The organism is Nostoc sp., assembly GCF_036917615.1.
Taxonomy (GTDB): domain Bacteria; phylum Cyanobacteriota; class Cyanobacteriia; order Cyanobacteriales; family Nostocaceae; genus Nostoc.
Genome location: NZ_JBALCZ010000069.1, coordinates 168,553 through 188,861 on the forward strand (window position 1 = coordinate 168,553; position 20,309 = coordinate 188,861).

Here is a 20,309-nt window from a genome sequence, read left to right on the forward strand (position 1 = left end):
ACTGTTAACTTTTAGTAGGATAGTTACTCCTACCCAAGTGTCGAAATTTGAAAAACAAAATTTAAAAACTGTACTCCCCAAAATGGCCAAGTTACCCACATTCCTAAAACACTTACTCCTAAAAGGACGGTTAAGGCATAAAACTGGGTTTGACCAGAGGTGCTGTATTTGAGACCTTCGCCACCTAATAGCGAAAATAAACCAATGAAATTAACGATGCCATCGACTACAAAGCGGTCAATCATATCGGCAAGTTGAGAAATCTTGGCAACGCTGAAAATAATCGTCATTCGATAGATATTGGGAGTGTAAAAATCGTATGCGATTAAGTCTTGTAAACCTTTCCAGGGCAAACGAATCGGTTTAGGAATATTCCCTAAATAAATTATGCCAGTAATACTGCACCCGAGAAAACTCGACCACATTAAAAGTAGTGCGACATCTTTATTGAGGTTTGTCCAATCTGGTAAAAGTGATAAGCTTTGCAACACTAAAGAAAGATGTAGACTGACACCAAGTAAAATCATTGTTGGCAGAATCATCGGCCAGTGGGCTTCAGGCGATCGCTCACTCATTTGTGTAGCTTTACCACCAAAAATTAAAGCGAATTCTCTCGTTAAACTGACGGCTGTCAAAGCATTTACCGCTATCAATACTCCCACTAACCAAGGTTGGGTTTTCCATAACCCATCTGCTAATTCCAGCATCGCCGAAAAGCTACCCAGGGGTGGAAAACCAATTAACCCCAAACTTCCAACGATAAAGGCGATTCCGGAAATTGGGCGGCGTTTCCACAGTCCACCAAGTTGGGTTACGTCTTGGGTGATGCTATTCCAGATAATTCCGCCGGTACTCATTACCAATAGTGCTGCGGATATGGCATGGGTAAGGACTAACAATAGTGCTGCCTCGTCTTGTTGCACTCCCACAGCGATAAACACTAAGCCCATGTATGCACTGACAGAATAGGATTGACAGCGTTTTAGGTCAATTTGAGCGATCGCAATTAAAGAAGCACCCACGGCTGTCACCGCACCAATTCCCACCATCGCCGAGGAAACTATCGGCGACAGGCTTAACACAGGTTGGAGTTTAATCAGCACCCATGCACCACTAGCGACTACTACCGAATTCCGCAAAATTGTACTGGGAACAGGGCCTTCCATTGCTTCATCTAACCATAAATGCAGGGGAAATTGGGCACATTTACCCATCGGCCCAGCAATTAAAGCTAAACCCACCAGTGTGATTGCTGTCGGGTTGACGTTCGCAGTCGCCGCCCACTGGGCTAATTCTGTATAATTCCAAGTTCCAGCTAAAGGCCATAATGCCAATACACCCATCAGCAAGAATAAGTCTCCCACCCGCTTTGTTAAAAAAGCATCTCTTGCACCTGAGACTACCAACGGCTGACTAAACCATAAGCCGACTAGCAGGTAGGTTCCCAGCGTCAGGACTTCCAGAATTATATAACTGAAGAACAAGTTATTACATAGAGCAAGGGCACATAATCCGGCTTCAAATAATCCCAACAAAGAATAGAAGCGTCCCCAACCCCAATCCATTTCCATGTAGCCGATCGCATAAATCTGCGCCAGCAAATTCAAGCCAGTAATCACAACCATAGCGCCGACACTCACCGAGGAAATTTCCAAAGCAATTGTCAGGTTTAAACCAGCCGTAGATAACCAAGGAATAAATACTTCTTGGGCTGGCTGATTCCAAGTTGCTTGTAAGGCGATCGCACTATGCACAAACGCCAAAAATGTCATCACCAAGTTTACATAACCCGCCGGTCTTGGCCCTGTTTTCCGAATGATCCCTGGCGACCAAGGCACGGCTAACAAGCCACCTATTAAGGCATAGCAAGGAACTAGCCAAACAGTCTCAAGTAGAAACTGAGCCATCAACTTACCTCTAGATTTTCATCAAAAATTTCGGGTTTTGAATCAACTTGCGTTGATCCCTGTGAACCCAGCAATTGCAGATAAGGCAAATTTATCTTTGCTTAATTTTGTTAGAAATAGCTTACCTTTATATGAAGCAAAAAGAAATTATTTTACTAAATAAATTTGAGATAATAACTCTAATAATTTCTTATATAAGGAACTATTCAAGTAACGAATAATAGCTATTAAGTTTTATCTATGCATTGAGTGAGGAATGAATCTATAGTGATCATTAGTTTTATCAATTGATCTAAATGACAAGAGACGCTATTGATTGCGTCTCTACAAATCGACTAAATGTAATCTATATTTGTGTAATTTTGTCAACCTGCCAGTGAGAGATAGCGATCGCAGGCGGTGAGTCAACTTGACTAATGGGGGCGGGTTTCATGTCCCGGTAGTCCAGGAGTTGGACTAGAATCAGGTAGGCGATCGCTAAAATCACCGAAATCGCACCTGTAAGAATAGCAATTATTTTCGAGCGGTTCATCAGTATTTCCTGTAATGCAAATTATTGTGCTGTGCCTATCTCTACATTAATACTTGAGAAACACATAACACACTTACCGATATACATCGCTCCGATGGGCTACCAGTAAAATAGTAATTAGTTTTAATCATAATTGAGTACCAAGAGACTCCAACTCATCCACTGTTAAAGTTTGCAGGCATTATCAGCGACGAAGAAGCAGCACAATTGCAGTCTGTGATTCATCAGGAATTTGAGCCATTGCCATGACAACCAAACAAGCCATTTTTGACGCAATAGAACAACTGCCAGAGCAGCACCTCAAAGACGTGTTGCAGTATGTTCAAAAACTTGCAGGTACTCTATCACCAGCATCTAACCCACCCACCCAAAGCAGCGATCCCCTTGCAGGCTTCATTGGTGCAGTCTCTCACGGCTCCCTGGCTGCCAACTTAGACGACGAACTTTATGGCGACTAAGCTTTTTATTGATACATGGGGCTGGCTCACGCTTCATGACAGAAGTGAACGCTATCACCAAGAAGCCACAGAAGCTTACCAACGTGCCATCGCTCAAAATGGGCAAATTTATACAACAGATTACGTTCTTGACGAGACGATTACTTTCTTTTTTCGGCGACTTGCAGCTCCTTTGGCAGACCAATCCATGAAAGTGCTACTGTCGGCTTTTTCAGCTGATCACTTTTATTTAATCCGCATTACTGAAGAACGCTTTTCCCTAACTGAAGCATTCCATTCTAAGTTTATCGATAAGCCTCTTATTTCTTTCACTGACCTGACCTCAATAGTTGTCATGCAAGAATTTAGCATTAAAACAATCCTCACCGCAGATGCTCACTTCACCCATGTGGGTATGCAATACGGTTCGGATAAGATCCCCCCGCCTGCGGCGACCCCCTTCAAAAGGGGGTAAATATCAAAAAAAGCCCCCCTTTTTAAGGGGGGTTGGGGGGATCTTCGAGAGACAAACATGTTAACCGAACCGTATTGTGTAGGTATGAGCTTTCAGCTAGTTACCTAGTTTTGACTCTTGACAAACCGCAATAATCTTGAACTTTTCATCTAACAGCGGTAAATCATTTAAGTCGCTTTTAATATAAAAGTGCAAAAATGAGCCTTTGATGCTCAACCTTGACCTTCTGAGGCTCGATGTTGACCTTCTGAGGCTCAACGATGACCTTCTGAGCCTCGAAGTTGCGCCTTTAACCCTCGAAGTTGCACCTTTGATCCTCGAAATTGCACCTTTTAACCTCGACGTTGACCTTCTGAGGCTCAACGATGACCTTCTGAGCCTCGAAGTTGCGCCTTTAACCCTCGAAGTTGCACCTTTGAAGCTCAACTAACAAATATATCTAACCATTCCTGAATGTACAGGGGTGAGCGTGTAGTAAAATTTGCTCACCTCTGTAAAGTGGAACATGGCTTTAGACTTCTCCGGTCAAAATCTCCGAGGACGCAACTTCAAAGGTAGAAAAGACCTTGCGGGTGCAAACTTTAGCTATGCCGATATCCGAGGGGCAAACTTCACCAATGCTAATTTAACAGGTGCAAACTTCAGCCATGCCAAAGCTGGACTGCAACGCCGTTGGGCAATTTTACTAGTCATTGTCTCGTGGCTGTTGTCAGGACTGTCAGGATTGTTATGGGCTTTCAACGGTTATTTGGTATTACTAATATTTGATTCCAGGTTAGAGATGCAGATTGCCGGCTGGACTACCCTAATTGTATTAATTGCCTTTTTCTTCGTCACAATTCGCCAAGGAGTAGTAGCCGGAGCTTTAGCCGTCGCCTTCGCCTTCGCCTTCGCCAGAGTCGGAACCGCAGCCGGAGCCTTAGCCGTCGCCTTCGCCGGAGCCTTAGCCGGAGCCTTCGCTTTAGCCGGAGCCTTCGCTGGAGCCGTCGCCGTCGCTGGAGCCGTCGCCGTCGCTGGAACGTTATTTAGTATCTACATCAGTTGGCGAGCCATGAAAGGAGATCAAAAACACTCCTTAATTCGCAATATCGCTGTTACCTTTGCTGCAACAGGAGGTACAAGTTTTCGTGGCGCTGACTTAACCAATGCTGATTTCACCCAAACCACACTCAAAAGTACAGATTTGCGAAACACTATTCTTATCTGTAGCCGTTGGCATCAAGCCAAAATGCTTGACCGTGTTCGTCCTGGCTCAACTTATCTGCAAAACTCACAAGTACGTCAACTGCTGGTTACAGGACAGGGACAGGATAAGAATTTTTACCGTGAAGACCTGCGGGGTATCAACTTACAATCAGCAAATCTAGCTGATACCAGTTTTATCGGCGCTGATCTCAGTGAAGCAAACTTGCAAGATGCCGATTTGTCAAGAGCAAAACTGAAGCAAACGCAACTAGACGGCACAGATTTAACAGGTGCAACTCTCACCGGCGCGTACATCGAAGATTGGGGCATTACAAATACAACTAAATTGCATGGGGTGAGGTGTGAATATGTCTTTATGCGTTTACCCACTGCATATGACCCCGACCCCCTCCGCAAACCTGATAATAAACAAGAGGTATTTGCAGACGGCGAGTTTGCCGACTTTATCAAACCAATTTTTGACACCCTCGACCTTTACCATAATCAAGGCGTTGACCCCCGCGCTGTTGCCATTGCTTTCAAAAACCTTGCCGAAAACCATCCCGAAGCCGAGTTAGAAATCGTGGCAATGGAGAAACGCGGCGATGATAAAATCTTGCTCAGAGCCAAAACCGCAGCTCTTAGCGATAAATCTCAACTGAGTGCAGAATATTTTGATGATTATAATCAACTCAAAGCTTTATCGCAGAGTCAGCAATTATTGCTGGTAGCAAAAGATAGTTATATTAGTGATTTAAAAAATATGATCACAACTGCACTTGGGCAGCCTAAATCTTATACACAAGGAAATACCATCATGTCAGATATCAGCGGCATCAACATTCAAGGTAGCAGTAATGTAAGCGGTATTGCTGGCAATAGTTCTATTGCTAATCTGGGAACCATTAGCGGTAATGTGAGTATTGTCCTCAATGAGTTACCTGATGCGCCAGATGCCGAAAAACCAGGAATCAAATAATTATTGTCGCAGTTGCAAGATGCAATTATACAATCTACATATTTGCCAGAAGAAGACAAAGCCGAAGCGCTAGAACAGGTGAAAGCTTTAGCAGAAGCGGGTAAAAATCCCCAAGAATCCACCAAGCAGAAGACGGCAAAAACTGCAATCACCATGTTGAAAGGGATACTTACAGGCTTACCTGCTGTTGCCTCGCTGGTGGAAGCGGGTAATAAATTATTGCCTGCGATTTCTAAATTATTCGGTTTAGGATAATTTCTTGACACCAATACACAGAAATGCTCTGACCAGAACGTGTATCGTGGTTTATTAGACCTCTTGCAAAAGTCCCTAACACCCCACCCCCAACCCCTCCCCGCAAGCCAGGGTGGTTTCATACAAGCAGAGAAAAACTTAAAACTGAGTTTCAAAGCCTCTCCCCCCGTGGGGGAGAGGTTTGGAGAGAGGGAAAAAGCCATGCTACAAAACGAGAAATCAAAACTTATGTATTTTTCTTTTTTCGTATGAAACCACCCTGCTCCCCGCAAGCAAAGAGGGGAGACAAAGCGTAGCTTTGGCGGGGTGGGGTTCTTATTTTTGATTTATGCAAGAGGTCTATTGTATCCAAAAGAGAAGCACTATAAAAGACACAAGCAATGTGCAGATATTCACAGAGTAGGGCAAAGAATTAATAATTACTCTGGGTTATTATCGCGTTAAAAAACAGTACAAGCCCTGTACGCTGGAAATTCTACCCTCTCTAGTGCCAGAGTTAAGCTAGTGCGCGTCTAAATTGCGGATTTTTTCGTTAAAACTGTCATTAGTCCTTTGTCCTTTGTAAATACGAGTGACTAACGACCAATGACCAAGGGCGATCGCGAATAAATAAGCAATTAAAATGCGTAACAGCCTAGCAATAATTGCAGTTTGCTCCAGAAGCTTAGTATGACAAAGGCATTCCCAAGCATAGCAAGGCGCTTGAAAAGTACAAGAATCAAGTTGTTAAATATGGGAACCTTCCTAATAAACCGTTTTATCGAAAGCTGGAAACGCTACTTCTTGGGTGACACTGTTGATGTCCGCCCCTCCCCCTCTCCCTCCTTCGATGTCCGTCCTTCCTTAGCGGGCCCAGTCCTTAGCTTAGGTGGGGGTGGCCCCGATGTCGATGATGCTATCCAGTGGATGATTAACCAAGTTAGGGGAGGTACTAACTCCGCCACTAAAGTTAATGTTGTAGTTATCCGCACTAATGGTAATCACGATTACAATCGGCTAATTTATGACATGAGGGGCGTAAAGTTTGTGGAAACTCTTGTGATTAGCAATAGGCAAGAGGCAAACAAAGCCGAGATTATTGAAAAAGTCAAAAATGCTGATGTGATTTTCTTTGCTGGCGGCGACCAATGTGAATACATCCGTAACTGGAAAGATACCAAGCTTGAAACTGCCGTTAAGTCAGTTTACCTGAAGGGAGGTGGTGTTGGTGGCACCAGTGCGGGTGCGATGATCCAAAGTGATTGTGTGTATGATGCTTGCGCTTCTTCCGAAAAAGGCATTGAAACTAGGGATGCACTCGAAGATCCTTACCGGGACATCACTTTTACTTACAACTTTTTCAATTGGAGCAATTTGCAGGGAACTATTGTAGATACGCACTTCGACAGGCGGGAAAGAATGGGTCGAATTATGACTTTCATTGCCCGTCAAATTAAGGACGGTGTATCTAACAGTGTTTTAGGCATAGCAGTTAGTGAAAGTACATCGGTTCTTGTGGATAAAAACGGTTTGGTGAAAGTTATAGGTAGGGGTGCAGCGTACTTTGTACTTGGCAATCATATGCCGGAAGTATGCCAACCCCGAACGCCTTTGACCTTTTCCAATTACAAAATTTGGAAAGTTCGCAGTGGCGACACCTTCAACTTGAGAAACAGACCAACTTCTGGGTACTATCTCAGAAGCGTCAAAAGGGGACGGATTGATTCAAATCCCTATTGAATGGGGCATGGGGCATAGGGCATGGGGAGTTAAAACTTGAAGGTTCAGCCTCAGAAGCTCAACGTTCACCCTCAGAAGCTCAACGTTCACCCTCAGAAGCTCAACGTTCACCCTCAGAAGCTCAACGTTCACCCTCAGAAGCTCAACGTTTACCTCAGAAGCTCAACGTTCACCCTCAGAAGCTCAACGTTCACCCTCAGAAGCTCAACGTTCACCCTCAGAAGCTCAACGTTTACCCTCAGAAGCTCAACGTTCACCTTCAGAAGCTCAACGTTCACCTTCAGAAGCTCAACGTTCACCTTCAGAAGCTCAAGTCTAAGTTTTACACTCCTCCTCCTGCCCAATGCCCTTTTACTTTCTACCAGGGAACCACGCCATTTTCATCAAAAAACCCTCCGCTAGAACCATTATCAGGGAGAGTCGCAAGTCTCACTGCTGCGATCGCTCCCTGCTCAACAGTGCGGTGCCCTTGGTATTGATTAATGTCAGTTGCTGTGTAACCAGGATTAGCAGCATTGACTTTAATCGCGGTATCTTTAAGATCAGCAGCCAACAGAACTGTGATCGCATTCACTGCTGTCTTTGATGAGTTATAAGCAAGATACCTAGAATCAGCGAACTCACTATTTGGGTCAGAGTTTAGAGTCAGAGAACCTAAGCCACTTGATAGATTCACTATTCGCCCTGCTTTTGACTTCTTTAAGAGTGGCAACAGCGTTTTTGTAACTGCAAACACTCCAAATACATTTGTCTCGTAAGTGTGTCGCAGTGTTTCAATATCAACTTGACTAGGTGGAAGGCGATCGCCATCACTTAGTATCCCAGCATTGTTCACAAGGATGTCAAGTTTCCCGAATTCGCTCTCGATTTTTTCAGCCGTAGAGTCGATTGTTTTTTGGTCGATGACATCAAGCTGAATTGATCGGGCATCGATTTGATTTGAACGAAGTTTATTCGCTGCTTGTTCACCACGTCCGATATCTCTTGCACCAACAAGAACAGTTGCACCTCTAGAACCTAATTGGCGTGCAATTTCATACCCGATACCTTTGTTTGCACCTGTAATTAGCGCAACTTTGCCTTTTAAATCTTCTGACATATTACTTCTCTATTTTGATAAACACTGACACTGTTACTATTTTCGAGCAAGTCTAGTGTATAAGAGGTATGTGTCAACATAACATTCATAATTTAGTAATCCTACATAAGTAGTGATTGGCTGTTGTGTTTCCACCAGTAGTCATTCACACTTTTGATAGCGGTTGAGAAAATATTTGCAGCCTAAACTAGCAATTGACTCAAAAATTCTTGGAAAAGCTAGATATGCAAACCAAACAACTCGGCAATTCGGAGCTTCACATTACCCCAATTGGTTTTGGAGCCTGGGCGATCGGTGGAGGTGGATGGGCTTTTGGTTGGGGAGAGCAGGATGACCAGGAATCGATCGCAGCGATCAATCACGCTCTCGACCTCGGCGTTAATTGGATTGACACCGCAGCTGTCTATGGTCTGGGGCATTCTGAGGAGGTTGTTGCTAAAGCGCTCAAAGGTCGATCTAGTCGCCCCTACATTTTCACTAAATGCTCACTGATTTGGGATGAAAAGGGCAAAATGGGTAACAGCCTGAAGGCCGATTCTCTGCGGGGGGAAGTTGAAGCTAGTCTACGCCGACTCGATATTGAAACTATCGACCTTTATCAGATCCACTGGCCCAACCCTGACTCAGAAGTTGAAGAAGGCTGGACGACTCTCGCCAAGCTCAAGGATGAGGGGAAGGTTCGCAATATTGGGGTTTCAAACTTCAATGTAGAACAGTTGAAACGTGCCCAGGAGATTGCACCAGTTACCTCATTGCAACCGCCTTATTCACTAGTTAAGCCGGATGTCGAAAAGGAGATTTTACCTTTTTGTAAGGAAAACAACATAGGTGTGATTGTTTATTCACCGATGCAATCTGGCTTGCTTACAGGAAAGATGACACCTGAGCGGGTTGTTAATTTCCCAGATAATGATTGGCGCAAGAATAATAGTGAATTTCAGGAGCCACGTCTATCTCGTAACCTGAAGCTGGTGGAAGTATTGCAGCACATTGGTCAACAACATGATCGCTCCCCCGGTGAGGTGGCGATCGCTTGGACTTTAAATAATCCGGCGCTGACAGGAGCGATCGTTGGCGGACGCAATCCAAAGCAGGTGGAAGGAATCATTGGTGCTGGAGAATTTCGCCTCAATCAGCAGGAACTAGATCAGATTGGCACTTTCCTGCGCGAGAATCCATAAAATCTCTGAACCGCCTACCAAAGTCGAAAACAGAACGGCAATCTTTGGCACTGACAATAAGTGATGATGATCATCACTTATTGTCAGCTTTGTATCAGTATTCAAGTCCAGAATGATTACAGGAACTATTCCCTTTGACTAAGAGGTTGTTTGAAAAGTCGTAAAGTATACTAGAAACCCCTCTCCAAACCTCTCCCCGAAGCGGAGAGAGGCTTTGAAACCCCCATTCCCTCGTAGGGAAGGGGGGCTAGGGGGGTTAGGTTTCCGAGACTTTGATGTTACGAAAAATACTTTTCAAACATCCTCTAATCGTAATTCCTCTGCCATTATTGTGGGATGTTTGGTAATACCCTCGTTTAATTCGCCAATAGTCTCATTGAATTCACCTAATACTTTTCGGACATCCTCTTCAAATCCGCTGTATAAAAGAGTTTAATTCCCACATTTATACTAGGCAGTCTCCAATCATCTGGTGGTATAGAACTCCACTTGATTCATCCTGAATACTGGATTATGACGAATGTATTCTTTTTTAATTTTCCAATTCAAACTCAATTTTTCAAAATTCTCTTGAGCGTTCAAAACGCCTTATACCAAAATCGTAAATTAAATGATAGAAATGCTAAATGTGATATCAACAGGTTGCAACAATGGCTGGCGATCGCATTTTATATGTTATAAAGCTCACAGAAATTCATGTTAGGCGGAAACTACTTTATGGAACCAGATAAACTGGGCCGTTTTAAGGAGTACGGCGAATTCATCCTCCGAAAGATAGATTCTGTGCCCCAGTACCCTTCTAAACAAGAAGATTGGGTTCCAGCTAGTCTTGATGACTGTCTGCTTCGTCTGCGGTCAGCTGCCCAGAAAACTGTAGACCTTGCAACCTCGCCTGTCAAAATTGGTGTGATGGGGGAATTCAGTAGTGGGAAAACCTTACTTTTAGGCAGTCTAATTGGATATGCAGATGCTTTGCCAGTCAGTGAAAACCCGACTACAGGTAATGTTACCGCCATACATATCATCCCGCAAGACGACTTTGCAACTACTCAATTAAGTAATTTTACTGTAGAGTATCTTTCTCATCAAGGAGTACATGAGTGTCTACGCTTCATGCTAGGGGAAACCAATAAACGGACAACAGCAGCAGGGCTTCCTCCTATACCAGTATCAAAACTCAATTCTGGCAAAGATATTATTAGCTGGTGTGAAGAAGCATGGAATAGTAGTAATAATTTGGAGCTACGTTATTTACTCCGGGAGTTGGTATTATTCCTGCGGGCTTATCAAGCTTATGGGGAAGTTCTGTGTGGTGGCCGCTACCAGATTGATGCTACCACCGCCCACGAGGGGCTACAGCTAGTCGAACAGCCAATGGCAATCCAAACTCTGAAATTTGAGGATCTACCTCCAGCGCATATCCGATTACCGAGTCCACCCCAGAGGCTACCAACAAAGTTATTGCAAAACAGTTTCCCACTGATCCGCCGCGTCGATATCGATGTGAAAATCTCACGGGAAATTTGGGATTTTGCAGACGCAGCTAAATTTATTCTTATCGACTTTCCCGGATTGGGGGCTGCTAATTCCGGGGCTAGAGATACCTTTTTGTCACTGCGGGAATTGGCAGAAGTTCAGACGATTTTAGTACTGCTAAATGGTAAATCTCCCGGTAGCGATCGCGCCAATAAAATCTTTACGATGATGCAGCAGCAGCGACCGGGACAAGACCTGAAAGATTTAATTCTCGTAGGTGTGGGTCGCTTCGATCAACTACCTTTAGACAGCGAGGGTGGCGAAAGAGAACTTGACCAACTGATTGAAGATAGCCCAGCTAATAGCCATTTGCAGGAAGAAACGGTTTTCCAAAAACTCAAAGTTCTGCAAACTACCATTGACGGTGCAGAAGCCTTTACAACCCAAAAAGATCACATCGTTTTACTGTCGCCACTGTTGGGATTGGCTGAATTAGCAAAACGTTCTACTACAGTCAAAGCAGGCTCACCAGAGTTTTTGGCTAACTTAGACTATCCTGATTACCTAGATCGGTCTAAACGGCTACAAGAAAAATGGGAGCTATTAAGTGAACGGTTGCTAGAATCTGACACCCGCAGCTATTTGGGCAGACAGCTGGGTTACTTTAGTCAAGATGGGGGTCTTAGTAAGCTGCGGGAATTGATTCAAACCCACGTAGCTACTCATGGTCTAAAGCAACTGTATGAAGATACTAAAAGAGCTGCTAATGTGGTGAGTCAGCAACAAGATCACTTGAAAGACATCATAGATGAAATTCACGAGCAAGGCATCTCCACAGGAGACAGTCCCGCTTTTATCGAGTTGCGCTTTATGGTCGAAAGCTTGGATAAAATCTACAGGAATTTTCAAAAAGATTTAGGGAAAGAACCGCTCAAAGACCGGCGCGGTGTTGTTGTCAGCGATGTAGTGAAAGATGAACTCACCTTTAGAATCCTCAATTGGAACCAATGGACTTTACTCTTCAACAAAGCCAACAATGGAGCGATCGCTCTGGCAGAATCTAAAGGTGCAGCCGGGAAATTATTTGATCGGGGAAACCGTGTAAATAGCTCCCTTCCGACTAAGAGTGATGATTTTTATCCAGTATTTGAAAAAACTGTTAAAGAAGTAGAAGATTTTGCCCGCGATCGCATCCATCAAGCAGTAGTAGATTTGTTGAACCAATTGTCAATTTTTGTAGCCCCAGAACGCGAACACTTGCAGGCATTTTTCCATCCAGAAATGGAACAAGAAATTGAAGAAAAATTTGGTTTTGAAGATGCTGATCTCTTTTTCAAATTATTACTAGGATGTGATCCTAACGAATGGAAAGAAGCAATTCTCTCCGAAATCAGTAGCAAAGATAAAACCGTTGCACCCGAAATCATCTTTCCCCTAGCACGTCAAGACGACAAACATAACGTTGGTCAAATCTTTGACTGGGCACCAGAGAAAAGCCAAGGTTTACCAAGATCAAGCAATCACCAACTTTTAGTACTGCGACTGCGAGATGAAATTACTGCTAGCGCCAGTCTCCATCTTGTGCAGTATGTTAGCGAAGTTAATCAGCAAATTAATTCCGAAATAGAAGGCATTTTGGATCAAATTATTCCTAGTTTGCAAAACATCTCAAAAAAAGAAACTTTGCTGAGATATTTGGCAGCTGGGGAATTGCCATCTGAAATAGAAATTCCGACTTGGTTGCAGATTCTTTTAGAAATTGCCTCTATTTCTTACTTAGATATTTCGTGACTGGGGAATAGAGCAGCGGGAGAAATAACTACTTTTATCCCGTTGGAAGAATAGCTAATTTTTTTTACGTAGACGCAAAGCGCCTTGCCGCAGGCTACCGCCTTCTCTGCGCGTTGGCGGAGCATCTCGCAGAGAAGGCAATTCTATAATTTTCATAACTCAAATAGGATTGCTATAGTACCAAATTCTCAATGCTCAATTCCCAATACCTAACAGAAAGTGATACTATAATGAACCCTTTTCAACTCAACAACTATACCGAGCAACAATTAAGCGAAAAACAACAAAAAAGATTTCCAGGATGGTTTGCCTTAGATTTTGGTACATCGAATTCTACAGTCACACTTTTTGATCCGATTGAAGTACCGATCGCAGAAATTTTACCAAAAGAACAAGAAATGCGGTTGCGCGATCGCTTATCACAATGGCTAAGTTCTCCCGCCTCAGAAGCTTTACCAGATGTTAGCGATGATGATTGGGAAAAGTTTATTACAGAAATTAGCAAAAACCTGGAGATAGATCCAAGAAAATTGAGTGAAGTATTTGAAAGTGATAATAAAGAGCGATTTTTGGAAGCAATTCGCCAAATTGAACTTTCTTTAGGAAACAGCGAGAGATTCCGCCGGGCTGTCAGCAAAAAACTTTACCAAATCTATCATGAGGTGTTCCGCGTCCCTACCCTAGAGTCGCAAAATCTGATCTCAGTTGTGCTGGATATCGATCGCCGTGACACGGAAATTCCTAGCGAGTCGGAAATTTCGCAATTAGGAGACTTAAAACTGCGGATGGGTAGGGAAGCTAGAGATAACCGAAAAAAAGCGATCGCTCAAGGTACAAGCAGTTCTTTAAAGGAAATTATCAGCAGGTTTCACCATTCACCCAAACGCTATTTTGGTCAGGAGCGGTTGTTTTCAGTTATTTTGGATGGTGAAGAAGAAATAATTACCGCTAACCACCTGATCCAATCTGCTTGGGCGCATTTAATTGAGTTAACTGAAGATTATCGCCAACGCGCACAACGTAGGTTTTCAGAAGGAGATTTTTTGACAGCAGTTGTCACCTACCCCACTGTCGCCCCACCAGTTGTTCGCAAGGAAGTTAGGGAACTGGTTGAGGAATTGGGAATCGATGATGTACAAACTGCTTATGATGAAGCCGTTTCCGTAGCAATATTCTTTTTATGGCGAGAATTTGGCGGTAATCTCAACATTGGAATTGAGTCATTTAAAACTCGTTGTCACCAAGCAGGAAACAAATGGTCACAAAATGTTCTCGTCTTGGATATTGGCGGGGGAACCACAGACTTAGCTTTAATTGAACTGACTTTAGAAGATAAAACCCCTACTTTTGCTGATTATGAAGACCGGGGTTTAGGAGGACGTTACTATAAACTTACCCCGAAACTATTAGGGTCATCCGGTCATTTACAATTAGGCGGGGAATTAATTACACTGCGAATTTTTAGATTATTAAAAGTTGCGATCGCCGACTTTTTATTGACAGCAGTAACAACAGGTGATCTTGACAGCGAAAAGCTCGAAGATTTAATTAACTCTGAGTTAAACGAGCGCTTTTTAGAGCAAGGCAAATTCAAAAGTGGCAGTCTTTTAAAATGTCTCGACAAGGAAAATCCAGAAGGCGATGTTGCTTACAAAGATGCCCTAGATACTGCTGAGAAAGTATTGCCCACCCGTTGGCAACAAGCACCCCAACGTCTGCAATCCTTTTATATTCTCTGGGATCATGCAGAAGCAGCTAAACTTAAACTTGGACAAAAACCACCAGTAGAGAATTCTTTATTAACCTTCACACTTTCTGAGCAGCAAATTTCTGAACTGCTTACCCAAAGCGCCGTAAAATTGCAAGTCAATGATCCAAATAACATCTGCGTTACTCTAGATAACCAGCAATTTGAACGAGCCGCCGCTTCCGGAATTAAAGAAGCGATCGGTATTGCTAAAGGATTGATGGAAAGTCGCTTGCGTCCCGATGATCTCACCAAAGATTCTTGGAATTCCCAAAAAGTTGATTGGTTAATTTTGTCTGGTAAAACTTGTAATTTAGACATAGTGCAGCGCCAAATCTACCAGGAATTTAGTAAGTCTCCATATTTTGTCTGGAATCCAGAACGAATTACCTTTGTATTGGAATTTACCAAATTAGCCACCTCCGCTGGTGCTTGCTATGCTGAGAAACTGCGAAGATTGAGATTCGATCCAGAAGAGTCAAAAAGCTTGCTGCGTAAGGGAGCCAACCAGCTAGAAATTGATGTCAAAAACCTGTTTTATTATTTGCCCTGCAACTTCAAACGCAAAACCCAAAGTAACGATTTGCTAACTATATTCAAGGCTGGACAAGAACTCTATCAACTAGCACCTTGGGAAACTGTTGCTAAGGTTCGTACTGCATGGCAAGGAATCCAACTAACTAATATTATTTACCGTCAAGACTACGAGGATGGAGATTTACGACTATGGGGTAGCTTCGATGGCAAAAACCTCATGAATAAACTGGTAATGCAAGAAGCAGAGTTTCTGAAAAAACTTAAAGTCCAGTTTGAAATTGACCAAACCCTTGAATTTAGTGTGTTGCTTTGTCAGGGAAATCCTCATTATTTAATTGATATTCCTGGCATTGATTTGGAATCGGTAGTTTCAGAAACTTCAGCACTCTTTACTGATGGTAAATTGAACTGGAATCTGGCTGTAGAAGGCTTCAATAAAAACTTGAATGATGGTGATATTGCCGTCAATGTTATTGAGTCAGCAACTGTTGATCAACCAGATGCCTATCATCTTGTATTTGAAGTAGGAAATGATGGTAGTAGAACGTTCCAAAAATTTCACTATTTGCGCGATGGGGTGACGCAACCAGGAATCGGGTTAATTAGTAATCCCTTACCTCCCTTTCCGCAAACTGGCCAGCACACTTTCTATGTTTATCAAACAGATGCCGAAACTAATAGTAAAAAATGGATAAGAATTGGCGCACTCAGCAAACCAGATGTGACAACAGATTACCCTTGCCAATATCGTGTAACTCTCGATGATCAAGGTATTCTGCGGATGCACGCTGGTGAAGTGCCTTACTGGACATCAAAAAGTCAGGAATGCCTGAAGGAAGAGGGATGCGTTTATTTTGCTGAATTAGAGCTGCAACCCAATGAAGTTGATAAAGAACGCGATCCATTTTGCGGCATACATTAACTAGAGTGATGATAGCCTCACGCAAAAGTTTAGTTTTTCAGCGCATAGGCGCTTCGCCTTCTTGCAAGGTAGGGGCGCAGAGTTTTGCCAAATTTAATTCGCTACGAATTAATGAAATGCTGTACTAAGAAAACCTTTGCGTGAGGTTTTTAGAAAAATCATTACATACAGGTAATATTTGGAGGCAATATTCATGCAGCACTTGCGTCAGCTATTAGAGATAAATAACTCGGAGTTAGCCCGGTTACTGTGGTTTAACCTCTATGGATTAGAGGCTACTTTAAATCAGGCTCGCACAGAATTTCCACTAGATCCAGGAGCCAAGGTATGCGATGATGTGCTGCAAGAACTTCATAGCCTGTTGCAACCTACACCGCCACAGCAAAATACTGGTTGGGAAGATCCGCCAAATGAGTTAAAACTAAGTCACCTTCGAGAAGCTTTCGATTCTGACTCAGAACTTAGTTATTATCTGGGTAATTCCCAACTGCAAAGTCAAACAGATTCTGATTTGTGGAATGAGATTCAACGCAAACTGCTGCGAGTCCCAGAGGATTTAGCTGCATCTTGGCGACAACGCACCTTGGATCTGGCTCAAGAAGTTGGTGCGATCGCAGATAATTCTAATCTCTATCAACTTCCCTTTATCCGCGATGAAATTATCTACCCTGGGCTTAGTGGTACTGTTCAAACTCAGGGATTGAGCTTATATCAACAAGCACTTTCAAATTCTCAAATTTCCCAAGGTAATGCATCCGATTTACCAGCAGCATTCCTATTTTTATATATGAATTTTATTGAAATAGACCCAGATTTACATCATGCTTTAAAAAGCGTTTTTAGCTTCGATGTCATCTCTTTACACTCCAAACCAGAACAGCGCCATCAATATATTGATGCTTTAAGCGATCGCTTCCAACGCATCCAAAAAGCTGAGGAAAATGCTGATCCGCTGTCAACTCTTCGTGCTTGGATTGACATGGACGAGGCCATACATTCCCTAGTATTCGTACCACCGGCTGAACGCTATTCTTGGTGGGGAAAGCTACAACACGAATCACGACGCATCCTGAAGAAAGTCGCTGATGAGGCAATTAATGCAGGTAATGAAGTGCGAATTCGTCAATTATCGGGACATTATGCAGATATCTGTGCTTCATCCAAGGATGACTTACAACTAGACTGTGGTGGTATTCCTGGGGAAGTCTTAACTTGTCTTCGGGTATACGCGCGAATTAATCAGGAAGAATCTCCAGGTCGTGTAATATTTCGCTCATCACGTTAGTTGCTGGCGAGTTTTCTAATTCTTGAGATTATGAGGCAAGGCAGACAATTTTACTAATCCCCGCCTTGCCTCATAATCTAATGAAGGTAAAAACCTTTAAATCTAAAGGATGCCCCAGAAGTGTAAAATTCCTTGGCCAGAAAACACTTCAAGCGCAACAGCAGATATAAAACCAATCATTGCAAAACGACCGTTCCAATTTTCGCTCTGAGGAGTAAAGCCCCAGCGTAAAGCATTAGGATCTTCTGGAACCAAAGCCGTAGTTTTCTTAACGTCTGCCATAAATAATACTCCGAGCTTTTATGTTGTAACAGGTATAACTGCCTGTAAAGTAATGTAACAGACTTTTACGAAAATGCAACATAAACTCAAAGCAAAATTCTTTCCCATAAATAAGGGTGGGTAATCCCTACTGGCTGGTAGATTAATATTTATACCATAACAACATAAGTAATATTAATAGTGCAGTTGAGATACAACAATGAATATCGACTTACTGGGATATCGTCAGAAAGTAGGCATGGGTCAAGTACAGGTTGCTAATGTACTGGGCATCTCCCATGAAGAAGTTTGTATTTATGAGCAAAAGCCTGAAACAGTTCCAATGGGGCTTTTAGAAAAATGGCTGGGAATATTTGGGCTTGATATTGCCACTGCTATATCAGCATCAACACCACCACTCAAAGGAATTGATCCAGGAACTCCATATGCTGAACTTTATCACAAACTAAATTTACTCAATCAGTACATTGATGCTAGTCATCCCGTAGGCAAACTAGATATACCAACACCACCAGCTACACCACATGATCTCAAAAAGCAACTGAAGCTCTATAAGCAAAAACCTAATTTAGCACTGACAGGAGGCTTTGACGCTGGTAAATCACACTTAGCAAATGCTCTATTGGGTAGCAAAAATTTACCAGTTGGTTATCAACCAGCCACTAGAGTAATTACATTTGTTCGCCATGTAGAAGACCGCCCCGAATGGTTCAAACAAGATGTCTTGGTTTTTGATGAAAACTTTTGGTTAAAAGATGAGAGTGGTAAACCAATAATTGACTTGTTACTTCTAGATGACAAAGAACGTTGCGAGCAGTATTGTTTACAAGCAGGAAACTTTCATATTTTGCAGAAATATGGAGTACATGGTAGCAATGATGATGTAGCAGCTCATGCAGCCGTAGTTTATATCGATTCTCCTCTACTAAAAGCCTGCAACCTAATAGACCTCCCAGGCTATTCTGATCAACCTAATGAAGTCTCAAAGGACGTTGAAAAAGCTACTAGTGCTGCACAGATAGCCGATATATTGCTGTATGCTTCGCCAGCCAAAGGTCATATTAACGGCCAAGACATGATTCGCCTTGGCGGTTTACTACGCTTACTTCCTGCTCCAGAAACTGAATGCAATAATTTCCCAACACTAGGCAATTTCTTCATTGTAGCGACTCATGCTGATCCAAGTATCTCTGACCATCAGCTGAAAGAAATCTCAGATAAAGCTTCAAAAAGATTTTATAAAAACCTCAGCGAAACTGTTCTAGAGCGTCGTAGAGAAAAAACAAATCGCGCCATCACTGAAGCAGAAGTACGAGAAAGATTCTTCACTTTTTGGTCAGAAAGACCGGATAGATGTCAGCACCTATTTGATGAATTAACCAATATACTTGGCGATTCTCTACCTCAAGCACGTATATGCCGTATTGAACGAGAAATGAAAGCTATAAAGGAGGATAATACAAAAAAGTATACTAGCTTGATTGATACATATAACACAAGTATTGCTGATATAGAAGCACAAAATGCACAACGATCACAATTAAGTGTATTGACAGAAAATGAGTCTGTTCGGCAGCAAGAAAATAAACTTAAACGTGACAACGTTAGGAAAAATATAGATAAATTAAAAAAAAATACCAGAATTGATTTTCAGAAGTATACAGAAGAACTACTCAATGTTGATGCTGTAGAACAAATCATTCGCCAAAAGTACGATGACAAAAAAGAAGCGCAGGAATATCTTGCTGGGTATCTGGTTGAAAAACTTCAAAATGAGTTAGAAAACCTTATGAAAGAAAATTCTGAAAAATTCAGGACAGAACTTGATACTTTCTTTCAAGGCTACCCAGAAGCAGAATTTAATGGATACAAATCAGGAGAACATACAAATTCCAAAAATTTTCGTTTTGATTGGGAAGCATCTGTTATGGGCGCAGTTGCAGGTTTAAGTAGCTTTGGTGCTTTGGCGGCTTGGGCAATATCTTTTGGAAATCTTGGCGGTTACATCTTAGTTGCTAAATTCGTCAGTTTTTTATCAGCACTTGGGGTTGGTTTTGGTTTTAGTGGTGGTACTGCTGGAATAATGACTCTCGTAGCGGCCATAGGTGGCCCAATTGTCCTTGGGATAGGTTTATCTGTTACGATAGGTTTGGCTGTAACAAACTTATGGAGTTCTTGGACAGAATCATGGCAAAAGCATTTAGCCAAAAAAGTTGTTAAATATTTTGATAAACAGAGTGTATGTGAACAGTTCCTCAAAGTAATTGATAAATTCTGGCAAGACACATCTGATGGTTTTGAAAAAGTAGCTGATGTAGTAGAAGGTGATTGGAACAAATATCTTGATCATCAGCGTGAGATAATATCTCCTACAATAGAATCAAAAGATTGCATTGAGAAAATCATTGAGATATTAAAGGTAAATAGGGATTTTTTTGCTGGAATTCCTTGGTCTAACATTAAGTACCAATGTTGAGTAGTAACATATTCTCAAATCTGA

At 42.4% G+C, this 20,309-nt stretch carries 16 protein-coding genes; 11 read left to right on the forward strand and 5 right to left on the reverse strand.

What is annotated here, in order from left to right; all coding sequences use genetic code 11:
* Positions 1–29: 29 nt before the first annotated feature.
* Positions 30–1,907, reverse strand: coding sequence for an NAD(P)H-quinone oxidoreductase subunit F (locus tag V7K85_RS25530; RefSeq protein ID WP_334817761.1), 1,878 nt, complete (start codon positions 1,905–1,907; stop codon positions 30–32).
* A 346-nt stretch (positions 1,908–2,253) separates the two neighbouring features.
* Positions 2,254–2,439, reverse strand: a complete 186-nt coding sequence (locus V7K85_RS25535) for a hypothetical protein (RefSeq protein ID WP_334817763.1) — start codon at positions 2,437–2,439, stop codon at positions 2,254–2,256.
* A 245-nt stretch (positions 2,440–2,684) separates the two neighbouring features.
* On the opposite strand from V7K85_RS25535, the gene V7K85_RS25540 reads away from it, so the two are divergent.
* The 6 genes from V7K85_RS25540 to V7K85_RS25565 all read left to right on the forward strand — a co-directional run bounded on the left by V7K85_RS25540 (position 2,685) and on the right by V7K85_RS25565 (position 7,489).
* The gene (locus V7K85_RS25540; protein ID WP_334817765.1) at positions 2,685–2,897 is read left to right on the forward strand and encodes a hypothetical protein; all 213 of its coding nucleotides are present in this window, start codon (positions 2,685–2,687) and stop codon (positions 2,895–2,897) included.
* Positions 2,887–3,351, forward strand: a complete 465-nt coding sequence (locus tag V7K85_RS25545) for a type II toxin-antitoxin system VapC family toxin (RefSeq protein ID WP_334817767.1) — start codon at positions 2,887–2,889, stop codon at positions 3,349–3,351. Before V7K85_RS25540 ends, V7K85_RS25545 begins: the two co-directional genes overlap by 11 nt.
* A 208-nt stretch (positions 3,352–3,559) precedes the next feature.
* Positions 3,560–3,781: a hypothetical protein gene (locus V7K85_RS25550; RefSeq protein ID WP_334817769.1), complete on the forward strand. Its 222-nt coding sequence runs from the start codon at positions 3,560–3,562 to the stop codon at positions 3,779–3,781.
* Between the two features lie 75 nt (positions 3,782–3,856).
* Positions 3,857–5,515, forward strand: a complete 1,659-nt coding sequence (locus tag V7K85_RS25555) for a pentapeptide repeat-containing protein (RefSeq protein ID WP_334817771.1) — start codon at positions 3,857–3,859, stop codon at positions 5,513–5,515.
* 3 nt (positions 5,516–5,518) lie between these two features.
* Positions 5,519–5,770, forward strand: coding sequence for a hypothetical protein (locus V7K85_RS25560; RefSeq protein WP_334817773.1), 252 nt, complete (start codon positions 5,519–5,521; stop codon positions 5,768–5,770).
* A 669-nt stretch (positions 5,771–6,439) separates the two neighbouring features.
* A complete protein-coding gene (locus V7K85_RS25565; RefSeq protein WP_334817775.1) occupies positions 6,440–7,489 on the forward strand; it encodes a cyanophycinase in 1,050 nt (349 codons plus the stop codon).
* A 149-nt stretch (positions 7,490–7,638) separates the two neighbouring features.
* Here the strand turns inward: V7K85_RS25565 and V7K85_RS25570 are convergent, their stop codons facing one another.
* Both V7K85_RS25570 and V7K85_RS25575 read right to left on the reverse strand, forming a co-directional pair.
* Entirely contained in the window at positions 7,639–7,833 is a 195-nt protein-coding gene (locus tag V7K85_RS25570; protein WP_334817777.1) for a hypothetical protein, read from the reverse strand.
* Positions 7,834–7,847: 14 nt separating this feature from the next.
* A complete protein-coding gene (locus V7K85_RS25575) occupies positions 7,848–8,588 on the reverse strand; it encodes an SDR family oxidoreductase (protein WP_334817779.1) in 741 nt (246 codons plus the stop codon).
* A 224-nt stretch (positions 8,589–8,812) separates the two neighbouring features.
* On the opposite strand from V7K85_RS25575, the gene V7K85_RS25580 reads away from it, so the two are divergent.
* The 4 genes from V7K85_RS25580 to V7K85_RS25595 all read left to right on the forward strand — a co-directional run bounded on the left by V7K85_RS25580 (position 8,813) and on the right by V7K85_RS25595 (position 17,527).
* Positions 8,813–9,769: an aldo/keto reductase gene (locus V7K85_RS25580; protein WP_334817781.1), complete on the forward strand. Its 957-nt coding sequence runs from the start codon at positions 8,813–8,815 to the stop codon at positions 9,767–9,769.
* Between the two features lie 717 nt (positions 9,770–10,486).
* Positions 10,487–13,036: a proteasome protein gene (locus V7K85_RS25585; RefSeq protein ID WP_334817783.1), complete on the forward strand. Its 2,550-nt coding sequence runs from the start codon at positions 10,487–10,489 to the stop codon at positions 13,034–13,036.
* 230 nt (positions 13,037–13,266) lie between these two features.
* Positions 13,267–16,242: a molecular chaperone gene (locus V7K85_RS25590; RefSeq protein WP_334817784.1), complete on the forward strand. Its 2,976-nt coding sequence runs from the start codon at positions 13,267–13,269 to the stop codon at positions 16,240–16,242.
* A gap of 193 nt (positions 16,243–16,435) precedes the next feature.
* The gene (locus tag V7K85_RS25595) at positions 16,436–17,527 is read left to right on the forward strand and encodes a hypothetical protein (protein ID WP_334817787.1); all 1,092 of its coding nucleotides are present in this window, start codon (positions 16,436–16,438) and stop codon (positions 17,525–17,527) included.
* A 102-nt stretch (positions 17,528–17,629) separates the two neighbouring features.
* Here the strand turns inward: V7K85_RS25595 and V7K85_RS25600 are convergent, their stop codons facing one another.
* Complete coding sequence (locus V7K85_RS25600) at positions 17,630–17,809, reverse strand: high light inducible protein (RefSeq protein WP_334817789.1); 180 nt, start codon at positions 17,807–17,809, stop codon at positions 17,630–17,632.
* A gap of 199 nt (positions 17,810–18,008) precedes the next feature.
* Here V7K85_RS25600 and V7K85_RS25605 point away from each other — a divergent pair, with 199 nt between their 5' ends.
* Complete coding sequence (locus V7K85_RS25605) at positions 18,009–20,285, forward strand: dynamin family protein (RefSeq protein WP_334817791.1); 2,277 nt, start codon at positions 18,009–18,011, stop codon at positions 20,283–20,285.
* The last annotated feature ends 24 nt before the right edge of the window (positions 20,286–20,309 follow it).

What these genes read in the sequence shown, in the direction of transcription:
- V7K85_RS25530 (WP_334817761.1), bottom strand. Translation starts at nt 1,907, where the DNA reads ATGGCTCAGTTTCTACTTGAGACTGTTTGGCTAGTTCCTTGCTATGCC.
- V7K85_RS25535 (WP_334817763.1), bottom strand. Translation starts at nt 2,439, where the DNA reads ATGAACCGCTCGAAAATAATTGCTATTCTTACAGGTGCGATTTCGGTG.
- V7K85_RS25540 (WP_334817765.1), top strand. Translation starts at nt 2,685, where the DNA reads ATGACAACCAAACAAGCCATTTTTGACGCAATAGAACAACTGCCAGAG.
- V7K85_RS25545 (WP_334817767.1), top strand. Translation starts at nt 2,887, where the DNA reads ATGGCGACTAAGCTTTTTATTGATACATGGGGCTGGCTCACGCTTCAT.
- V7K85_RS25550 (WP_334817769.1), top strand. Translation starts at nt 3,560, where the DNA reads ATGCTCAACCTTGACCTTCTGAGGCTCGATGTTGACCTTCTGAGGCTC.
- V7K85_RS25555 (WP_334817771.1), top strand. Translation starts at nt 3,857, where the DNA reads ATGGCTTTAGACTTCTCCGGTCAAAATCTCCGAGGACGCAACTTCAAA.
- V7K85_RS25565 (WP_334817775.1), top strand. Translation starts at nt 6,440, where the DNA reads ATGACAAAGGCATTCCCAAGCATAGCAAGGCGCTTGAAAAGTACAAGA.
- V7K85_RS25575 (WP_334817779.1), bottom strand. Translation starts at nt 8,588, where the DNA reads ATGTCAGAAGATTTAAAAGGCAAAGTTGCGCTAATTACAGGTGCAAAC.
- V7K85_RS25580 (WP_334817781.1), top strand. Translation starts at nt 8,813, where the DNA reads ATGCAAACCAAACAACTCGGCAATTCGGAGCTTCACATTACCCCAATT.
- V7K85_RS25585 (WP_334817783.1), top strand. Translation starts at nt 10,487, where the DNA reads ATGGAACCAGATAAACTGGGCCGTTTTAAGGAGTACGGCGAATTCATC.
- V7K85_RS25590 (WP_334817784.1), top strand. Translation starts at nt 13,267, where the DNA reads ATGAACCCTTTTCAACTCAACAACTATACCGAGCAACAATTAAGCGAA.
- V7K85_RS25595 (WP_334817787.1), top strand. Translation starts at nt 16,436, where the DNA reads ATGCAGCACTTGCGTCAGCTATTAGAGATAAATAACTCGGAGTTAGCC.
- V7K85_RS25600 (WP_334817789.1), bottom strand. Translation starts at nt 17,809, where the DNA reads ATGGCAGACGTTAAGAAAACTACGGCTTTGGTTCCAGAAGATCCTAAT.
- V7K85_RS25605 (WP_334817791.1), top strand. Translation starts at nt 18,009, where the DNA reads ATGAATATCGACTTACTGGGATATCGTCAGAAAGTAGGCATGGGTCAA.